Annotated in this window: 22 protein-coding genes and 1 tRNA gene; 17 read left to right on the top strand and 6 right to left on the bottom strand. The window is 57.4% G+C overall.

The window, feature by feature from the left end:
• The first annotated feature begins 13 nt into the window (after positions 1 to 13).
• The 6 genes from ACJ8HB_RS02245 (at position 14) to yccX (ending at position 2,409) form a co-directional block, all read left to right on the top strand.
• A complete protein-coding gene (locus ACJ8HB_RS02245) occupies positions 14 to 247 on the top strand; it encodes a class II holin family protein (RefSeq protein ID WP_047568181.1) in 234 nt (77 codons plus the stop codon).
• Positions 231 to 746, top strand: a complete 516-nt coding sequence (locus ACJ8HB_RS02240; protein WP_047568179.1) for a lysozyme — start codon at positions 231 to 233, stop codon at positions 744 to 746. Before ACJ8HB_RS02245 ends, ACJ8HB_RS02240 begins: the two co-directional genes overlap by 17 nt.
• Positions 731 to 1,105 carry a hypothetical protein gene (locus tag ACJ8HB_RS02235; protein ID WP_094859779.1) on the top strand — a complete coding sequence of 125 codons (375 nt, stop codon included), beginning with the start codon at positions 731 to 733 and terminating at the stop codon, positions 1,103 to 1,105. The genes ACJ8HB_RS02240 and ACJ8HB_RS02235 overlap by 16 nt, the downstream gene beginning before the upstream one ends.
• The gene (locus ACJ8HB_RS02230; protein WP_094859780.1) at positions 1,102 to 1,359 is read left to right on the top strand and encodes a hypothetical protein; all 258 of its coding nucleotides are present in this window, start codon (positions 1,102 to 1,104) and stop codon (positions 1,357 to 1,359) included. The genes ACJ8HB_RS02235 and ACJ8HB_RS02230 overlap by 4 nt, the downstream gene beginning before the upstream one ends.
• 117 nt (positions 1,360 to 1,476) lie before the next feature.
• The gene (locus ACJ8HB_RS02225) at positions 1,477 to 1,875 is read left to right on the top strand and encodes a HumD family translesion DNA polymerase (protein ID WP_094859813.1); all 399 of its coding nucleotides are present in this window, start codon (positions 1,477 to 1,479) and stop codon (positions 1,873 to 1,875) included.
• A 255-nt stretch (positions 1,876 to 2,130) separates the two neighbouring features.
• Complete coding sequence (yccX, locus tag ACJ8HB_RS02220) at positions 2,131 to 2,409, top strand: acylphosphatase (protein ID WP_033646563.1); 279 nt, start codon at positions 2,131 to 2,133, stop codon at positions 2,407 to 2,409.
• A gap of 34 nt (positions 2,410 to 2,443) precedes the next feature.
• Here the strand turns inward: yccX and tusE are convergent, their stop codons facing one another.
• Positions 2,444 to 2,773, bottom strand: coding sequence for a sulfurtransferase TusE (gene tusE / locus ACJ8HB_RS02215; RefSeq protein ID WP_004928095.1), 330 nt, complete (start codon positions 2,771 to 2,773; stop codon positions 2,444 to 2,446).
• 111 nt (positions 2,774 to 2,884) lie between these two features.
• A complete protein-coding gene (gene yccA / locus ACJ8HB_RS02210; protein ID WP_004928091.1) occupies positions 2,885 to 3,544 on the bottom strand; it encodes an FtsH protease modulator YccA in 660 nt (219 codons plus the stop codon).
• Between the two features lie 230 nt (positions 3,545 to 3,774).
• On the opposite strand from yccA, the gene ACJ8HB_RS02205 reads away from it, so the two are divergent.
• Positions 3,775 to 3,862: transfer RNA gene (locus ACJ8HB_RS02205), tRNA-Ser, on the top strand.
• A gap of 227 nt (positions 3,863 to 4,089) precedes the next feature.
• A complete protein-coding gene (locus tag ACJ8HB_RS02200; RefSeq protein WP_047568173.1) occupies positions 4,090 to 4,305 on the top strand; it encodes a hypothetical protein in 216 nt (71 codons plus the stop codon).
• Between the two features lie 93 nt (positions 4,306 to 4,398).
• On the opposite strand, the gene ACJ8HB_RS02195 is transcribed toward ACJ8HB_RS02200, so the two are convergent.
• Together ACJ8HB_RS02195 and ACJ8HB_RS02190 are read right to left on the bottom strand one after the other, a co-directional pair.
• A complete protein-coding gene (locus tag ACJ8HB_RS02195; RefSeq protein ID WP_033646562.1) occupies positions 4,399 to 4,881 on the bottom strand; it encodes a hypothetical protein in 483 nt (160 codons plus the stop codon).
• On the bottom strand, positions 4,882 to 5,679 hold the full coding sequence (locus ACJ8HB_RS02190) for a winged helix-turn-helix domain-containing protein (protein ID WP_052133445.1): 798 nt from the start codon (positions 5,677 to 5,679) through the stop codon (positions 4,882 to 4,884).
• A 403-nt stretch (positions 5,680 to 6,082) separates the two neighbouring features.
• Here ACJ8HB_RS02190 and ACJ8HB_RS02185 point away from each other — a divergent pair, with 403 nt between their 5' ends.
• From ACJ8HB_RS02185 to ACJ8HB_RS02165, 5 genes are all read left to right on the top strand, one after another.
• Positions 6,083 to 6,694, top strand: a complete 612-nt coding sequence (locus ACJ8HB_RS02185; protein ID WP_033654213.1) for a response regulator transcription factor — start codon at positions 6,083 to 6,085, stop codon at positions 6,692 to 6,694.
• 181 nt (positions 6,695 to 6,875) lie between these two features.
• Positions 6,876 to 7,460: a fimbrial protein gene (locus ACJ8HB_RS02180; protein ID WP_033637910.1), complete on the top strand. Its 585-nt coding sequence runs from the start codon at positions 6,876 to 6,878 to the stop codon at positions 7,458 to 7,460.
• A gap of 49 nt (positions 7,461 to 7,509) precedes the next feature.
• Positions 7,510 to 8,205 (top strand): fimbrial biogenesis chaperone, encoded by a 696-nt coding sequence (locus ACJ8HB_RS02175; RefSeq protein ID WP_033637911.1) that lies wholly within the window; start codon positions 7,510 to 7,512, stop codon positions 8,203 to 8,205.
• Positions 8,206 to 8,220: 15 nt separating this feature from the next.
• Positions 8,221 to 10,713, top strand: coding sequence for a fimbria/pilus outer membrane usher protein (locus tag ACJ8HB_RS02170; RefSeq protein WP_047568170.1), 2,493 nt, complete (start codon positions 8,221 to 8,223; stop codon positions 10,711 to 10,713).
• Between the two features lie 18 nt (positions 10,714 to 10,731).
• Positions 10,732 to 11,808, top strand: a complete 1,077-nt coding sequence (locus ACJ8HB_RS02165; protein ID WP_047568167.1) for a fimbrial protein — start codon at positions 10,732 to 10,734, stop codon at positions 11,806 to 11,808.
• A 48-nt stretch (positions 11,809 to 11,856) separates the two neighbouring features.
• Here the strand turns inward: ACJ8HB_RS02165 and ACJ8HB_RS02160 are convergent, their stop codons facing one another.
• Positions 11,857 to 12,117 carry a DUF1471 domain-containing protein gene (locus tag ACJ8HB_RS02160; RefSeq protein WP_047568164.1) on the bottom strand — a complete coding sequence of 87 codons (261 nt, stop codon included), beginning with the start codon at positions 12,115 to 12,117 and terminating at the stop codon, positions 11,857 to 11,859.
• Positions 12,118 to 12,268: 151 nt separating this feature from the next.
• Between ACJ8HB_RS02160 and ACJ8HB_RS02155 the strand changes: the two genes are divergently transcribed.
• Positions 12,269 to 13,198: a LysR substrate-binding domain-containing protein gene (locus ACJ8HB_RS02155; RefSeq protein WP_047568161.1), complete on the top strand. Its 930-nt coding sequence runs from the start codon at positions 12,269 to 12,271 to the stop codon at positions 13,196 to 13,198.
• Positions 13,199 to 13,205: 7 nt separating this feature from the next.
• Here ACJ8HB_RS02155 and soxR read toward each other — a convergent pair whose 3' ends face one another.
• Positions 13,206 to 13,676, bottom strand: coding sequence for a redox-sensitive transcriptional activator SoxR (gene soxR, locus ACJ8HB_RS02150; protein ID WP_033637918.1), 471 nt, complete (start codon positions 13,674 to 13,676; stop codon positions 13,206 to 13,208).
• A 144-nt stretch (positions 13,677 to 13,820) separates the two neighbouring features.
• On the opposite strand from soxR, the gene ACJ8HB_RS02145 reads away from it, so the two are divergent.
• Genes ACJ8HB_RS02145 through ACJ8HB_RS02135 form a run of 3 tightly spaced genes read left to right on the top strand, consistent with a single transcriptional unit; the run spans position 13,821 to position 18,422 of the window.
• Positions 13,821 to 14,249, top strand: coding sequence for a DoxX family protein (locus ACJ8HB_RS02145; protein WP_047568159.1), 429 nt, complete (start codon positions 13,821 to 13,823; stop codon positions 14,247 to 14,249).
• Positions 14,246 to 15,331, top strand: coding sequence for an efflux RND transporter periplasmic adaptor subunit (locus ACJ8HB_RS02140; RefSeq protein ID WP_047568157.1), 1,086 nt, complete (start codon positions 14,246 to 14,248; stop codon positions 15,329 to 15,331). The genes ACJ8HB_RS02145 and ACJ8HB_RS02140 overlap by 4 nt, the downstream gene beginning before the upstream one ends.
• A gap of 10 nt (positions 15,332 to 15,341) precedes the next feature.
• Positions 15,342 to 18,422 carry a MexW/MexI family multidrug efflux RND transporter permease subunit gene (locus ACJ8HB_RS02135; protein ID WP_047568155.1) on the top strand — a complete coding sequence of 1,027 codons (3,081 nt, stop codon included), beginning with the start codon at positions 15,342 to 15,344 and terminating at the stop codon, positions 18,420 to 18,422.
• Positions 18,423 to 18,425: the final 3 nt, after the last annotated feature.

Genomic DNA, 18,425 nt, shown 5'->3' with positions numbered 1-18,425 from the left:
CGCGGGGTGGGGTATGAAAATGGAAAAAATCACTACTGGTTTATCTTATGGCGCCTCTGGCGGTGGCGCTGCCTTCTGGTTTACCCAGCTACTTGATGGTTATTCACCAGAGCAGTGGGCAGCCATAGGCGTTCTTGGCGGCCTGTTTTTCGCGTTTCTCACCTGGCTGATGAACCTTTATTTCAAGATTCGCGAGGATCGCCGCCGTGAACGCATGGGGAGGGTTGCCGATGAGCAAGCTGAATAAAACCGGTGCCGCCGGCGCCGTCTGTTCTGTAGCGGTAATCATCGGCCTGGTGTTGTCGAGCGGAGAAGTAAAAACCAGCCGAGCCGGCCTAGAACTGATCGGCAATGCCGAGGGATGCCGCCGAGACCCGTACAAATGCCCCGCTGATGTGTGGACGGATGGCGTTGGCAATACGCACGGCGTTAAACCTGGAGCGCGCAAAACCGATCAGCAGATCGCCGCAGACTGGAAAAAGAACATCATCGCGGCTGAGCAATGCGTTATTCGAAACGCAGCAGGCGACAAGCTGCGACAAGGTGCTTTCGATGCGGCGGTTAGCCTGACATTCCGTGTCGGCTGTGGCACAGCTCAAAAATCTACGTTGTTCCAGTTATCGCGTCAGGGAAAAGTAGACGAGTCGTGTGAGCAGTATCCTCGCTGGGTGTACGCGGCTGGCAAAGTTTTGCCCGGCTTGGTGACGAGAGCAGGTAAGGAGCGCGCGCTATGCCTGGCAAAATAATGTCTGCGGTGGTGATCCTGCTGGCGCTGGCTGCCGTTGTCGGCGCTGGCGCCTGGTTGGCTGGGCGTCACTACCAGCCAACGATTGAACGGCTCAACGACGCGCTGACGCAATGCAAAGCCAGCAACAAGCAACAGGCAGCGACGATCGCCAGCCAGAACGCAGGCATAACGTCGCTACAGCGTAAACAGGAAGAGATGGAAGCCAAGGCCAGGGCAGCACAGGAAAAAGCTCGCAGGGAGGCGCAGAGCAACTATGAGAGGGCAAACGAGGTTATGGCAGAGCGAACCACAGGCGAAGCGTGCGCCGCCGCATCGGCCGCTTTCGACGCTGAGCTGCGCCGGGAGCGTGCGCAATGAAGAATCTGTTCATTGTTTCCGCCCTGGCATTGGCCGGCTGCTCGAGCGCGCCGCCAGCTCCGTCCTACGTTGAAGTGAAAGTACCGATGGCCGTACCATGCAAAACGGCCGACGTTGCGCGCCCGGCGTTCGCTGTTGACCAGTTGCCGATTGGTGCACCCATCGACATGCAGATGCGGGCATTGCGTGCTGAACGTCATCAGCGCATCGGCTATGAGCTTGAGCTGCTGGCGGCGAACGAAGCCTGCAAATAATTTTCTTTCCTGAGTCATCATAGCCATAGCGCCAGTATACGACTCGGCGCTTTTCTATCTCTCCCATGAATGATTATACTGTATGGGTATACAGTATTTTGTTGTGAGGTAAACACCATGGGAATGATGCCAAAATTTGCCAGCCCGGCAGCAGACTACGTTGAACGCCGCTTGAGCCTTGACGAGATCTGCATTTCAAAACCGAGTGCCACTTATCTGCTACGCGCCGCTGGCCAGGCGCTGGCAGTCGGTATCCATGCCGACGCTTTGCTCGTTGTTGATTCGTCAGCGACGCCGGTGCACGGCAGCATTATCGTAGCCGCCGAGGAGGGCGCGCATGTGCTGCGCCGGCTTCGTCTTTACCCGTATCGCGCGCTTGAGTTTCTCGACGGCTCCGGCCGGGAAACTGAGCTCGGTAACGAAGACTCGGAAGAAGGGATCGAGGTGTTCGGCGTGGTGATGTATTGCGTGAACGATATGCGAACGTGCGAGTGGGATGATTTACCGGTAATCTGAAGTCATTATCGCGCGTAAGTTATTGTTTAATAGTGACTGAAATTGTCGTTTTTTGTGGTGTAATGTAGTGTGTTATTTAATCGGATTGAATCGTTACATCATGATTTTACAGTGTTTTATGATATATTTTGCTTCTTTTGGCGAGAAACAGGCGTACGGTCATAATTAAGAATGCTGCCAGCTAGGATAGAAAGAGTGACACGGCGGTGCAAAGGCACGGCAATGCCATAACGAAAACTGAATAAGGGGGCGATTATGACACAAGTTTGCATTGCTGCGTATGTGTATGGCGTAGTGCAGGGGGTTGGGTTTCGCTATTCCACCCAGCGGCAGGCCGAGGCGTTGGGGGTGACAGGCTATGCGCGCAATCTCGATGACGGCAGTGTTCAGGTGGTGGCCTGCGGTACACAGGCGCAGGTGGACAAGCTGCTGGAGTGGTTGAAACAGGGCGGCCCGCGCAGCGCGCGTGTCGAACGTGTGCTGGTGGAGCCGCAGGGCCTGGCTGATTACAGCGGGTTTGGCATTCGTTATTAAACGCTCGCCTGCAGCGGCGCTGCGGGCAGAGCGGTCAAATGCATTTTACCGGTTTCGGCAATCCGGCGATTTTGGTGGCTTGTTTGGCCGGCCCTTTCGGGAACAGGCGATACAGATAGCGGCTGTTGCCTTTTTCTTCGCCGTATTTCTGCGCCATCGCTTTGACCAGCATGCGGATAGCCGGTGAGGTATTAAATTCCTGATAGAAGTCGCGCACGAAGCGCACCACTTCCCAGTGTGCTTCGGTGAGCACGATCTCTTCCTGCGCGGCCAGCAGCGGCGCCAGCCCTTCATGCCAGTCGGCGCTGTTTTTCAGATAACCCTGCGCGTCAGTGTCGATAACCTGACCTTCAAACTCCAACATACTGCCTCGATAACGGATAATTCGGAACGGCCGCCAGTTTAGCAAATTTTTTCAGCCGCAAAAAACAAAGCCCCGCCGGAGCGGGGCCTGGAAAGCTGGTGTAACGTGCGATCAGTTGCTGCGGGCGAAGCCCAGAATGCTCAACAGGCTGATGAACATGTTGTAGAGCGACACGTACAGGCTAACGGTGGCGCGAATGTAGTTGGTCTCGCCGCCGTGAATGATGTTGCTGGTTTCCCACAGGATCGCGCCGGCGGAGAACAGGATGAACAGCGCGCTGATGGCCAGGTGCAGGGCAGGGATCTGCAGGAACAGGTTGGCGATCACCGCCACCAGCAGTACCACAAAACCTGCCATCATCATGCCGGACAGGAATGACATGTCTTTACGGGTGGTCAGCACATACGCCGAGCAGCAGAAGAACACCGCTGCGGTGCCGCCCAGCGCCAGCATGATCAGATCGCCCGCGCCGGCGTTCAGGAACGAGCTGAGAATGGGGCCGAGGGCATACCCCATGAAACCGGTCAGCGCAAACGCCGCCAGAATGCCTGCCGGGCTGTTGGCCAGTTTATGGGTCAGGAACATCAGGCCGTAGAAACCAACCAGCATCAGCAGCAAGCCCGGCGCCGGCAGCCCCAGCATCGTGCTGGCGGTCGCGGTCAGCGCCGAGAAAGCCAGCGTCAGGGATAACAGGAAATAGGTGTTGCGCAGGACTTTATGCGTGCTGAGCAGCGAGTCGCGCGAAGAAGATGAGACGACAATGCGGTCCATAATGCTCTCTCTTATCAAGCCATCACAAAATAATCCCGATGATAGGCAGCGCAAGCGCTTGATTAAAGTTTGTTTACCAATCTTTACCCTTAGTTATCATTGTTGCAACAGCAGGGAGGAGCGGACGCGCGTTTGTTCGCCGTTTGCTGCGTCTTCGCCGATTTTTCGCGCGGTTGAACGCGCCCGGGCTTTACAAGCGAATGAGGTCTGTTTATAGTGCGCGTCGTTGCGGAGGGGTGGCCGAGTGGCTGAAGGCAACGGTCTTGAAAACCGTCGACGGGAAACCGTTCCAGAGTTCGAATCTCTGCTCCTCCGCCATACATTCTGACCCCGTGCTCTCTGAGCACGGGGTTTTTGCTTTTGCGTGCGCAGAAACCGAGGCGCTTTTGCAGGAAACGCGATCGGCTATTGATAAGGGCCACGCATCGGTGAGATTATGCGGTCATCAAGGTTGGCTGCTCGGATGCCTGCTGCTGTCAGGCACCGCCGGGGTGATAAACAACGCCGCCTTATCGATTTCGCTTAATGCTCTTATGGAGACAGAGATGAACTGGTATCAAGTCGCCCTATGGACCATGATCTTTCTGAAGTCCGGCGCTTTCCTGGTATTCGTGTGGTGGTGGATGTTCAAACGCGCAACCAAACCTTATGTGCGCCCGCAAGACGTCGTGGTGGACGATACGCCGTATGATGAGAACCTCACCATGGATGAGGTGATGAAAAACCATGGCATCGTCCGTACGGATATGTCGGTAAAATAGCCCTTCCTCCCCAATCGGTATCTGGGGCGTGTTTGCCATAAGCGCGCCCCATTGCGATCCTTCGCTGTCTCTCTATGGCATTCTGTTCTCAGGTTAACGGCATAGCGTTACCGGGAAAAGCACGCCATGAACGATGTACGCATCTTGCCGAGCTTTACGCATCGAAAAAACGCCGTTCTTAATGCCGAGAGAGATCATGGGGATTTCCTGGGTCAGCTCATCCGGCGCGTTGTCGTCGGGCGTTTTGCTGATTTCTCGGTGGGTGGTCATGTAAAACCCGTCATCTAACCTCTTTATATCAAAGTTTATTTTCCTATCCAGGCTGTAGGTTTTGCCTCTCACGGTGATGTCCCCACGCTGCACGATCATGGCATGATGTTCGTCATAGATGAATAAACTGCCCGTCACTTTTAATTCCAGGTCATCGCCTGAAGCTAATCGTTTTTTAGTGATCGTATCGGCCTGGCAATTCATATGCACAGGCGCGGCGGGGGTTAAAACGCGAAACAGGACAATGAAGAGAATCACTGCCAAAAATCCGATAGTCAGCATTTTGGGGTTGAGCAATGCGGCCATTTATTTTCCGTTGAGAATTTTGTAGGTAACACACTGGGTATATCGATCTTGTGAGCCGAGATAACAAACACCGAGGAAGGTGTTATAAGTCAACGTGTGTTTTACGGAGGAAAAATAGATGTCCGCTTTACTGGCTATACAATCCACACCGCTCTCCTCTAGCGCCTGGTTGACCATGCGCTTTTCCAGTTCGTCATCAATATGCTTGTCCGCATCCAGAGAATACAAGGTGCAGCGGTCTTTTTTCCCTAACGAGATTAAATTTTCTCTGGGTTGATCAGGCGGTTCAACAGGATAGAACGCCGTGACGAACAACAGCGGAATAAATGCGCCGCAGATAGCGGCAATAGCGCGAATATTTACCTGTTTCTGCGGCGGCGTGTTATGTGATTCGGCAACCGACGGGAAAGACGAAAGCGGCACTGAGGCGGAAGAAGGGGGCGTTTCGTTAACGGTTGCCTGCGGTGATGGGTAAATATCAATCATGGCGGTAAAGCAAAAACCGACTTTCGCCAAGGTCTTTATCGGCGAGGTTTCTCTCCCCAGCAGTTTGAACGCTTTCCTTATTTCACTGACGGCCACATTGAGGCTGATCGATGAGCCTGAAAAACCATACTCTTCCCATACCTTTTTTATCAATACCTCACGTTTCAATGGGATATTCGGATGAGTCAGCATTTCAATTAACAGGCGCGAGGCCGGATTGGATATCCGTATCGATGACTCATCGTTATCAATGAGTTGGAGACGACACGCATTTGCGTCATAGATTACGCAGAGGTCGATAATATATTTCATGTATTCAGGTTTTTATAATGGTATAGGCTTCCAGGTCGCGGCTAGTATTTAGTGAAACGTCGGTCAGGTCAAGGTTCTGGGAGGGAAACATAAATAATTCAGGGTGTTTTTTATTTCTTCGACGAACAGAATGCATGGTGCATTGCTCTTTTTATTATGCTTAACAGAGTTAAATTCTGAAAATATCTAATTTATTAGATTATAATAATTAAAATTTGTGTTAATAAAAATAATGTTCCTGTTGTTAATGATTTGATGCAGAATTATCTTAGTGTTTTACGGCGCCTGCTTATGTGCCGGGCGCTTATTGATGGCTCCCAAACGGCAATGCGATTTTTCCAAGAAAACGGCAGGTATTTAGTGCAAGGCATCGCCGTTGTCTTTAGCCATGGATGGAGGAAGTATGCTCAGTATCGGTATCGTATCTGAAAACATCTTTTTCAGAGAGGCGATGAAAAGGATATTGGCGCCAAGGATTTTTCATAAGGATCACGTTATTGCTTACTACGACGATCTGCCTTTGGCCATGGGGCGAAATTGCCACGATATTCTGATCGTCGATGATGCGATAAAAAGCCTGTTGCGTTTCAGCATGGCGGCAGCGTTATTGTCTGCTATTCATGGCGTGAAAATTTTTTTGACGACAGAAGAGAAGCGTCGTCTGTTATTTCGTTCTGTCACGCGTGATGTGGTGGTGCTCGATAAAAGAGTGCGAGTTCCCGACATGAATAAGGAATTGTCTTTGCTGCTGGCTAATATTGCGCAGCATTCTGCATTAAATGGAAACGTTGAGGGTGGGGCGGCCCGCAATACGAAAAGTTGCCTGACTGAAAGTGAAGTGGAAACGCTTCATTTGCTTTCTTTCGGCTATACGGTGACCCAGGTATCCCGAATGCTTGATAAAAGCGTAAAAACGGTCAGCACGCAGAAATGCAGTGCATTACGCAAAATGGGATTGAAGAATCGGGTGCACAATTTATTGGACATTTCATCCGGTTTCTCGGCGGTTATCTAGGAGTTCGTTATTTTGTCGCTTTTATTATCGGCTGATGAATAACGCGATGGCTTGATTTTATAAAAACAGGAATGTGTTCACCCTTTTGCCTCTGTATTACGGGGAGGGATTGTTTCATCCCGCCAGCAGCGGCTGCTTTTTATTTATTCTCTCAAACCAAACTGTTATGGAGTTTTATCTCATGATGAAGAAGATGCTTTCTGTTGCAATCATGGCGGCCGCGGTCGCTGCGCCGGTGGCTTTTGCTGAAGACAATTCCGCCGGTGGCGTGATTAACTTTACCGGCGCCATTACCGACACCACCTGTACGATTAACGGCGGCAAGAGCGCGGATTTCACCGTAGCACTGAGCCCGATCTCGGTGACCGACGCGGGTAACACCGTCGGGCCAATCACCAAGAACAAGAAGTCCTTCTCGTTGACCTTCTCCGGCTGTTCGCCGGCGGCCGGTACCGCGGGCACCCCGCTGAAAATCTACTTCTCCTCCGCGGATAACATCTCCACCGACGGCAAATATTTGCTGAACAACTCGGTCAACGAGAACGACGCTTCCGTCGCGAAAAACGTAGGCTTCTCTCTGGCGGAAACCGGTTCTTCCACCCCGATCCAACTGAACGTGCCTTATGTCACCGACATCATGGGCGACAAAGAGGCGCCGGATTCAGAAACCCTGACGCTGGACGCGTACTACTACAAAACCAACGCCGAAGCGGCAAAAGTGGGCGCTCTGAGCTCCAACGTGACTTACACCATTTCTTACCTGTAATCGCGCTGACAGCCAGGCCCTTGATAGGGCCTGGCCACCCGGGGGAACGATGAAAAAATACATGATGATAGCGGCGCTGTTGCTGGGTTCCGTTGGCGCGCAGGCCAATGTGGTGGTTAACGGCACGCGGGTGATCTACCCGGCAAACAACAAGGACGTGATTGTCCAATTGCTGAATAACGGTACCGACCCCTCACTGGTTCAGGCCTGGATCGACGACGGCGATATCAATTCCACCCCGGAAACCGCCAATGTGCCGTTTTTGCTGTCGCCGCCGGTGGTGAAAGTGAACGGCAACAGCGGGCAGCAGCTGCGTATTCAGAAAGTCGGCGCCGCGTTGGCGGCGGATCGTGAATCGGTGTTCTACCTCAACGTGCTGGATATCCCGCCGACGCCGGAAAACCTGCAGGGCACCAATACGCTGCAGCTGGCGATCAAGTCGCGCATCAAACTGTTCTACCGCCCGCAGGCGTTAACCCGCGGCGTGGAAAATGCGTTGGAAGAACTGACGCTGCAAGCCAATGGCAAAGGCTTCAACGTCATCAATAAAAGCCCGTATTTCATTACGGTAGCGAATATAGGCCAGGGTGCGGACAAGCATCTGCTGGTTGATTCGCTGATGGTCGCTCCGTTTTCCACCCAGTTTGCCGCCAGCAAACGAGCGGTCAGCAAAAACGCCCGTTATGACCTGATGTATATCGACGATCTGGGGGCTTACAAGTCTAAAGCCATCACCGCACACTAACCTGAAAGAACAACAATGAAGCTGAATAAAAAAGTCCTCTCGCTGCTGACCGCCTCTTCATTCTTGTTGCCGGATACGGCCTGGGCGGTGACGTTCGATACGTCGCTGTTGGCCGGCGAATCGCGCGATTCCGATCTCTCGCGTTTTTACCTCAATAATGACATGCCTGCCGGCCGGCAGGAGATCGATGTGTATGTCAACCATGACTGGAAAGGGCGCTATGCGCTGCTGTTTGGCACCCAACGCGACGCTATCCAAATCGACTACCAGGATGCGCAGCGGCTGGGCATCGATCTGAGTCAATTGCCGACGCCTCAGGCGCCCCAGACGACGCTGTCGATCGCCACGCTGGTGCAGGGCGGCCGGTTCGATATGGACGTCGGCGCGCTGAGCCTGCGGCTGACGGTGCCGCAGGCGCGGGTCAACCGGTCGGAGGCGGGATACGTGGATCCGGCCTTCTGGAATCGTGGCATCTCCGCATTGACGCTGGCCTACAACGCGACGTACTACCACGCCGAGTCGCTCGGCGACGGCAATCGCAGCAACAACGACGATTTTTATACCGGGTTGGAATCCGGGATCAATCTGGCCGGCTGGCAATTTCGCGACAGCAGCAGCTTTCGCCACGGCAGCGGGCGGGGGAGCCACTGGCAGAACAACACGCGCTACCTGCAGCGCGGCTTCGCCGACATCAAATCCAACCTGACCGCCGGCGATTTTTATTCGCCGGGGGATCTGTTCGACTCGGTGCGCATCCGCGGGGTGGCGCTGGCGTCGGACATCAGCATGCGCCCCAACTCGCAGCAGGGCTTTTCACCGATCGTGCGGGGCGTGGCGCAAACCAACGCCCTGGTGAAAGTGGTGCAGAACGGCAACGTGATCTACCAGGAAAACGTGCCGCCGGGCGCCTTTACCCTCGACAGTATTCAGCCGACCGGCTCGGCGGGCGATCTGTGGGTGACGGTCAAAGAGGCGGATGGGCGTGAACAGTCGTTCAGCGTGCCGTTTTCCGCCGTACCCAACATGTTGAAACAGGGCGTCAGCCAATACAGCGTGCTGGCCGGCAAGGTGAACGAAAGCAATACCGATTACGATCCCGGCTTTGTGCAGGGCACCCTGCAGTACGGTTTCAACAACCTGGTAACCGGCTATGCCGGCAGCATTTTGAGCGACGACTATCAGGCCTGGCTGCTCGGCAGCGGCTGGAACCTGCCGTTAGGGGCGGTGTCCATCGACCTGACGCATGCCGATACCCGCCTGAAAAACCGCCGTGAAAGTGGGCAGAGCTTCCGTATCGCCTACAGTAAATTTCTCGATGCCACCGCGACCAACTTCACGCTGGCGGCCTACCGTTACTCCACCCGCGGTTACTACAGCTTTACCGACGCCATTTACTCTAATGACGGTTACCGCCAGCTGGAACGGCAGTTTGACCGCTGGCGCGACGAGGAGGGTTTGTCCGAACTGGATATGAACACCTGGGATGCGCTACGGTCCGCCCGGCCGAAAAATACCTTTACGCTTAACCTGAACCAGCGTCTTAACGAAGGGTGGGGCACGCTGTTCTTCTCCGGCTCCCAGCGCGATTACTGGACGACCAACGCGAAAAGCCGCGAATACCAGCTGGGGTACTCCAACAATCTGGGGCGCGTCAGCTACTCCGTTTCCGCCAGCCGGGTACGCAACAGCCAGCGTGAGGAAGAGACGCGTTATTACCTGTCGTTCAGCCTGCCGCTGTCGGTGTTCGACAACAACGCCTACCTCAGCACCGGCCTGTCGGCGACGGACTCTCACTATCAGCAAAGCACGGTCAGCCTGAGCGGCAATGCGCTGGAATCCAACCGTCTGAGCTACTCGCTGAACGGCAGCAATCGCAGCGGCGGCGACAACATGGCCGGCGTCAATGCGGCCTACCGCACTCGTGTCTCGACGCTTGGCGTCTCCTACAGCGAAGGCAACGATTATCGCCAGAGCGGCCTCAGCGCTCGCGGCAGTCTGGTGGCGATCCCCTGGCATGTGCTGACGTCGAACGAAATCGGCAATACCATGACGGTGGTCGAGGCGCCGCAGGCCGAAGGGCTGATGGTCAACGGCGACGAAAGCATCGTGACCAACGCCCAGGGCCTGGCGCTGGTGCCCTATGCCACGCCATACCGGCAAAACTCGGTCACGCTGTCGGATACCGGCCACAGCAGCGGGGCGGAAATCAGCGGCAACGTCGCCAACCACGTGCCTTACTACGGCGCGGTCAGCTACCTGAAATTCGAAACCGATCAACGTCAGCCATTCCAGCTGCGGGCGCAGCGCGCCGATGGCGCACCGCTGCCGTTCGGCGCCGAAGTGCTGGATGAAAACGGCCGGTCGATAGGCTTTGTCGGCCAGGCCAGCGTGCTGTACCTGCGCGCCGAACAGCCACCAACGGCGTTGACGGTGCAACTGCGCGACGGCCGTTGCCGCATCGCCAAACCGACTCTGGCGCTCGAGGCGTCGCCCGGCGTTTGCCGCTAATACAGGATAACCGAACCTATGATCAGGCTGATTTTTTTGCTGCTGCTGTCCGGGCTGTTCAGCGGCTATAGCTATGCTTCCTGCTATGGTCGGGGCATTGAGTACGCCCCTGCGCTATTTGTCGATCTTTCTGACAAACTGAGTGCCGCTAACCCGGTCTGGGAATATCAGGCGTCTACCCAATACAGCGGGACTTTCCGCTGTTCAGGCAGCAAATTCGAATTTTCCTATACGCCGGTGTTGTCACCGAAAGATAAATATGCCACCTATATCGGTTTCAATGACGGAAAGCAGTGGATACGCGCGGAAATCACCAATGACATCAAGAATATTACGTTAAGAGGGGCGGGAAGCCATTTGGCCAGCGAACTGAATACGATGATGACGGTGCGGTTTTCGCTGGTGCAAAAACCCAAAGACGGGCTGTGGGTTAATGGCGATAGCTATCCGTTTGAAGACGTGCTGTTCGTCAGTGATATGAGCGGTATGTCATTGGGAGAGATCCTGGGCTGGCCGTTCAAAATGTTGGGTAAACTTCTGTCGTGGATCGCGAGTGGTTTTCGAAAATGGCCTTATGACGATCGTGATATGTACGGTCAACCGATGACGGTGAGGTACGCGCCGAAAACCACCACCTGCCGTTTCGACAACGCTGGCCTGACGGTCAGATTGCCCAAAATGGGCGTGGCGCAGGTGCTGAATAACAACCAACCCGGCTACACGCCGTTCTCGCTGAACATCAGCTGTCAGAACATGCAGCAGGAAGGCATTGCCGATCGCGCCGTCGAGATGTTCCTGTCCAGTAATAACCTGCTGGCCTCCGACGCCAGCGTGCTGACCAATGCCAACGCGGGCGGCGCGCAAGGGGTGGGGCTGCGCCTGGTCAAACGCGATATGCCGAGCTCGCCGGTGGTGGTGTCGCCCTCCAATGTCGATCGCGGCAGCGCCACCTCACTGTTTCACGTCGCCGGCGGCGGCAGCCTGAACAGTCACTTCATCATCGGCATGGGCGCTTATTATTATCCTTATCAGCGCGATGGCGTGACGCAGGGTGAAATCAACACCTCGGCCACGCTGAACATTATTTATCCCTGATGAATAGGTTGATGCAAAAAAACCGGCAGCTGCCGCTGCCGGGGTTGGTTATTGATAAGTCATTGCGCTGGCGTGCAACTTGTTATTGCCTACGATCGCGATGATTTTGTAGTAACGGGCACCAGTCTTGGCGGTTTTGTCTGCCAACATCTTTTCCGCATCGCTCAGATTCGCGGCACCGCTAACGGTAATCACCTGGCGCGGCGTCAGGGCGTCCGCCTGTTGATTATTGATTTGCGTTGCCGCGACTGTTGCGCCTGAAAAGACAAAAGCGCCTAGCAGCATCGTTTTCAACATGACGTTCTTCATGATGTTCTCCCCAAGCGTAATACGCTTGTTATTTGCTATGGTTGAATGTTTTTGTTTCGTTATGCTAAAGGATAAGCAGCGGGGTGCCGGCGCGGTAGTGCCTGAAAGCGTAATGCATCGTTTCCAAACTGGAAACGATAAGGAGGGGGGCATGCAGGATTTGAACGATCTTCAACTGTTTGCTTTGGTGGTGCGACATGGTGGTTTCGCCGCAGCCGAGCGGGCGAGCGGCGAAGCCAAATCCAAACTCAGCAAACGCGTGGCTCGTCTGGAGGCGAGTTACGGTGCGCGGTTAATCGAACGTTCGACGCGCAGTTTCCGCGTCACGGATATTGGCCGCGATGTGTATCGGCAGTGTGAGGCGATTATCGAGCGGTTGGAGGCGACCGATGCCATTGTCGCCCGTGCGCGCGACGAAGTGAGCGGCTGCCTGCGCATCAGTTCGCCACCCGGTTTGATGCAGTATTATAATTCCCATCTGCTGTTGGGGTTTATGGCGCGTTACCCGGACGTGCGCGTACAACTGTTGATCCATGAGCGCCATGTGGATCTGATCAACGAAAAGATCGATGTGGCGTTTCGCATTACGAGTCATTTCGACCAGGATCAATCATTGATTAAACGCGATCTTGGCGTACGGCAACGCATTTTGGTCGCCGGCGCGCAGCTGGTGGAGAAAGCCGGCAGCTTGCCGCAGTCGTTCGAACAGCTGGCCAGCTTGCCGACGTTGTCGATGGGGGAGTGGCTGGATCGCGATCGATGGGAGTTTGAGGATAATGCAGGCAATCAACGTACTTTCGTACACGTCCCCCGGCTGTGTTGCGGGGATTACAGCACGTTGCATAGTGCGGCGATTGCCGGGATGGGCGTCGCGTTTTTGCCGATCCATTTGTGTGCCAACGAATTGCGAACGGGTCAACTGCTGCGTCTGCTGCCGCAGTGGCGTGCGCCGAGCAGCATTGTTCATCTGGTGTTCACCAGCGGCAAAGGCCTGTTGCCGCCGGTGCGGGCGTTTATCGATCACAGCGTCGCGGTATTCGCCGAAGCCAATCGCCGCCTCTCGATGATGCCGGTTGCCTAGCCGCCTGTCACTGCCCATCCGGGTGTTCGAAAATATGCGCGCCGGCCCCTTGCCGGCCCAATATATCGTTCGGGTTGCGCAGCGGGCAGTCGGCGAGAGACAGGCAGCCGCAGCCGATGCAGCTATCGAGATGGTCGCGCAGCACCGTCAGCCGTTGAATACGCTCATCCAGCGTTTTGCGCCAGGCGGAGGACAGCACTCCCCATTGTTCTGAGGTCAGCTTGCTGCCGATGGGGAAACGGCTCAGCGCGGCGCGGATCTCTTCCAGCGGAATGCCCGCGCGCTGTGCGATCTTGATCACCGCGATATAGCGCAATACCACCGACGGATAACGCCGCTGATTGCCGGCGTTGCGCGTCGCCTGAATCAGCCCTTTACTCTCGTAGAAGTGCAGCGCGGATATCGCCACGCCGCTGCGTTTCGCCACTTCCCCGACGGTCAATAGCCGATTGGCGTCAATCGGTTCATTTCTTGCCATTTTATCTTCCTCAACTTGACCTCAAGTTAACCTGAGGTTTTATAGTTCAGCCTGCCGGGCTTGGCAACCGGCATCTCTCGAGACCTGCCCCCGTCTTATTGGGGAGAAGGATGGCTTTGGCTGTAAAATCAGGAAGAAACCGTTATGCAACGCTTTATCAACACCGCTCTGGACAGTTATTGGCTTTGGCTGCTCGCACGTCTGTGCTTGATGGTGATTTTCATCTCGTCGGGGCTCGCCAAGCTGTTCGACATCGAAGGGAGCCTGGCGGAGATGCGCGCCGCCGGTTTGCATCCGGCCTGGCTGTTCAACCTGGCGTCGGCGGCGGTGCTGCTGACAGGTTCGGTATTGATCCTGCTGAACCGGTGGGTGTGGCTGGGCGCCGGCATGCTGTCGGTGTTTCTGATCCTGACTATCGCGATCGTCCACACCTTCTGGAATATGTCCGCTCCCAATATGCAGATTTCTCTCTACTTCGCGCTGGAACACATCACGGTGATCGGCGGGCTGTGGGTGACGGCCATCGCCAGCCGTTTGCGTCAACGTCTGGCCAACACGCGTGAGGTTGCATGATGAAACGATATCTCATTATCGCGGCGCTGCTGGCGGTACTCGTCGTCGCTGCGGTAGCGATGCGTTCCACCGCGCGGCAAAGCGAAGGCGCGCCGGCCTATCCGCCGGTGAAAGTGGCGCTGGCGCCCGCACTGCGTGAACAGACGGCGCGCAGCTACGCCGGCGTGGGCGAGCTGGAGGCGGCCAGCCAGGTGGAGGTGGCGGCGGAAACCAGCGGCCGCATCACGCGCATCCTGTTTGAATCCGGCCAAACGGTGCGGCAGGGGCAGTTGCTGGTGCAGCTCAACGATGCGGTCGAACAGGCTGAGCTGGTGCGTCTGCAGGCGCAATTGCGCAACGCCGATCTGCTGCTGGGGCGCATGCGAAAACTGATGAACCTCAACGCCACTGCGCGGCAACAGTTGGACGATGCGCTGGCCGAGCGGGATATGGCGCTTGGCGCGGTGCGGGAAACGCAGGCCAAAATTGCGCAGAAGGCGATCCGCGCGCCGTTTTCCGGCGTCATCGGCATTCGCCGCGTGCATGAAGGGCAATATCTTAACGCCGCCGAGGCGGTGGCGAACCTGGTGGACGCCGATACGCTGCGCGTCAACTTTTCGCTGGACGAACAAAGCAGCGCCGGGTTGGCGCCAGGCCAGGCGGTGTCGGTGCAGGTTGGGGCGTATCCCGATCGCGCTTTCCCCGCCGTCATTACCGCTATCGACCCGATGATCGGCAAATCCCGCACCGTGCAGGTGCAGGCGACGTTGACCAACCGTGAGGGATTGCTGAAGGCCGGCATGTACGCCGGCATTCGCGTCACGCAGCAGCAGCGCGTGGCGGTGCTGACGGTGCCGGAAACGGCGCTGACCTACACGGCCTACGGCGATACCGTGTTTCTGGCCCAGCAGGGTGAAAAGGGCATGACGGTCAAGCGCGTTTCGGTCACCGTGGGTGAGCGCAACGACGGGCGCGTCGAGATCGTCAATGGCCTGCAGGAAGGCGATCGGGTGGTGACTTCGGGCCAGCTCAAGCTGAGCGACGGCATGGCGGCCGAGCCGGTGGCGCAGGATACCCTGAACGCCGCCCAGGCCGGTTCCTGAGGAGAGACCGATGACATTTACCGATCTGTTCGTGCGCCGGCCGGTGCTGGCGCTGGTGGTCAGCACCCTGATCCTGCTGTTCGGCGCGCTGGCGCTCAGCAAGTTGCCGATCCGCCAATACCCGCTGCTGGAAAACTCGACCATCACCATCAGCACCGACTATCCCGGCGCGTCGTCCGAGCTGATGCAGGGCTTTGTCACGCAGCCGATCGCCCAGGCGGTGTCCTCCGTCGAGGGCGTTGACTACCTTTCTTCCTCTTCGGTGCAGGGGCGCAGCGTGGTGACGGTGCGCATGGCGCTGAACCGCGACTCCACCCAGGCGCTGACCGAAGTGATGGCCAAGGTCAATCAGGTGCGCTACAAGCTGCCGGAGCAGGCTTACGATCCGGTGATTGAGCGCTCTGCCGGTGAGGCCACCGCCGTGGCCTATGTCGGCTTTTCCAGTAAAACGCTGTCCACGCCGGCGCTGAGCGAATACCTGACGCGGGTGGTGGAGCCGATGTTCACCACCATCGACGGCGTCGCCAAGGTGGAAGTGTTCGGCGGGCAAAAAATGGCGATGCGCCTGTGGCTGGACAGCGATCGGCTGGCCGGCCGCGGCCTGACTGCCGCCGACGTGGCCGACGCGGTGCGGCGCAACAACTACCAGGCGGCGCCGGGCAAGGTGAAAGGGCAGTATGTGGTTGCCAACGTGCGGGTGAATACCGATCTCACCAGCGTTGAGGAATTTCGCAATCTGGTGGTGCGCAACGACGGCAATGGCCTGGTGCGTTTAAAAGACGTCGGCACCGTGGAGCTGGGCGCCGCGGCCACGGAAACCAGCGCCCTGATGGATGGCGAACCGGCGGTGTTCCTCGGCGTCTTCCCTACGCCGACCGGCAACCCGCTGGTGATCGTCGACGGCATTCGTCACCTGATGCCGGCGATCGACAAGATGCAGCCGCCGGGCGTGAAGATGGCGCTGGCGTTCGAAACCGCGCGCTTTATTCAGGCCTCGATCGATGAAGTGGTGCATACCCTGCTTGAAGCGCTGGTGATCGTGGTGGCGGTGATCTACCTGTGTCTGGGGTCGCTGCGCACCGTGTTGATCCCGGTGGTGACCATTCCGCTGTCGATCCTTGGCGCTGCCGGGCTGATGTTGGCCTTCGGCTTCAGCGTCAATTTGCTGACGCTGTTGGCGATGGTCCTGGCGATCGGCCTGGTGGTGGACGACGCCATCGTGGTGGTGGAGAACGTGCATCGTCATATCGAAGAGGGGAAAACGCCGCTGGCGGCGGCGATGATCGGCGCGCGCGAGGTGGCGGGGCCGGTGATCGCCATGACCCTGACGCTGGCGGCGGTCTATGCGCCGATCGGCCTGATGGGCGGGCTGACCGGCGCGCTGTTTCGCGAGTTTGCGTTGACGCTGGCCGGGGCGGTAGTGGTGTCCGGCGTGGTGGCGCTGACGCTGTCGCCGGTGATGAGCTCGCTCCTGCTGCCGGCCAAACAGAGCGAAGGGCGCGTGGCGCACGCCGCCGAGTGGTTCTTCGGCGGTCTGACGCGGCGCTATGCGCGCGCGCTGGATTTTTCGCTGCACCACCGTTGGTTGACCGGCGCGCTGGCGTTGCTGGTGATGATCAGCCTGCCGCTATTGTACCTGATGCCGCAGCGCGAGCTGGCGCCGACCGAGGATCAGGCCATCGTACTGACCGCCATCAAGGCACCGCAGCACGCCAATCTGAACTATGTCGAACGCTTTGCCTACAAGCTGGACGAGGTTTACAACCGCATGCCGGAAACCGAAAGCCGCTGGATCATCAACGGCAGCGACGGCACGGCGTCCGGCATCGGCGGCATCAACCTGACGCTGTGGCAGGCGCGCCAGCGCTCGGCGTCGGCGGTGCAGGCCGATCTGCAGCGGGCGGTGAACGACGTCGAAGGCACCAGCATTTTCGCCTTCCAACTGCCCGCTTTACCGGGCTCCACTGGCGGGCTGCCGGTGCAGATGGTGCTGCGCACGCCGCAGGACTACCCGCAGCTGTATCGCACCCTGGAAGAGGTGAAGCAGAACGCCAGAAACAGCGGCCTGTTTATGGTGGTGGACAGCGATCTGGACTACAACAACCCGCTGGCGGAGGTGCATATCGATCGCGCCAAGGCCAACAGTCTGGGGATCCGCATGAGCGACATCGGCGAATCGCTGGCGGTGCTGGTGGGGGAAAACTACCTCAACCGCTTCGGCATGGACGGCCGCGCCTATGACGTGATCCCGCAGAGCCTGCGCGAACAGCGGCTGACGCCGCAGGCGCTGGCGCGACAGTACGTCCGCACGCAGGACAATACGCTGGTGCCGCTCTCCACCGTGGTGTCGGTGGCCGTTAAGGTCGAGCCAAACAAGCTGACCCAGTTCAACCAGCAGAACGCCGCCACCCTGCAGGCCATTCCCGCGCCCGGCGTTTCGATGGGCGAAGCGGTGGCCTTCCTCGAACGGCAGGCCAATGCGCTGCCGGCCGAGTTTAGCCACGACTGGCAGGGGGATTCGCGCCAATATACCCAGGAAGGCAGCGCGCTGGCATTCGCGTTCCTGGCGGCGTTGGTGATCATCTATCTGGTGCTGGCGGCGCAGTACGAGAGCCTGAAAGATCCGCTGATCATCCTCATCACCGTGCCGCTGTCGATCTGCGGCGCCTTGCTGCCGCTGGCGCTGGGCTACGCCACGATGAACATCTATACCCAGGTCGGGCTGGTGACCCTGATCGGGCTGATCAGCAAGCACGGCATTTTGATGGTGGAGTTCGCCAACGAGTTGCAGATGCATCAGGGGCTGACGCGGCGCGCCGCGATTTTGCAGGCGGCGCAAATTCGCCTGCGGCCGGTGTTGATGACCACCGGGGCGATGGTGTTCGGCTTGATTCCGCTGCTGTTCGCCAGCGGCGCCGGCGCCGCCAGCCGCTTCGGCCTGGGGCTGGTGATCGTATCCGGCATGCTGGTGGGCACGCTGTTCACCCTGTTTGTGTTGCCGACGGTGTATACGCTGCTGGCGCGCGATCACGCGGTGGCGTCGCCCCGGCAGCGTGAACTGGCCGCGGCGCAAAAGGCGCTGACGGAATAAACC

Source organism: Serratia sp. CY27727 (assembly GCF_052169275.1).
GTDB lineage: Bacteria > Pseudomonadota > Gammaproteobacteria > Enterobacterales > Enterobacteriaceae > Serratia > Serratia sarumanii.
This window is presented reverse-complemented; position numbering and strand designations above follow the sequence as displayed.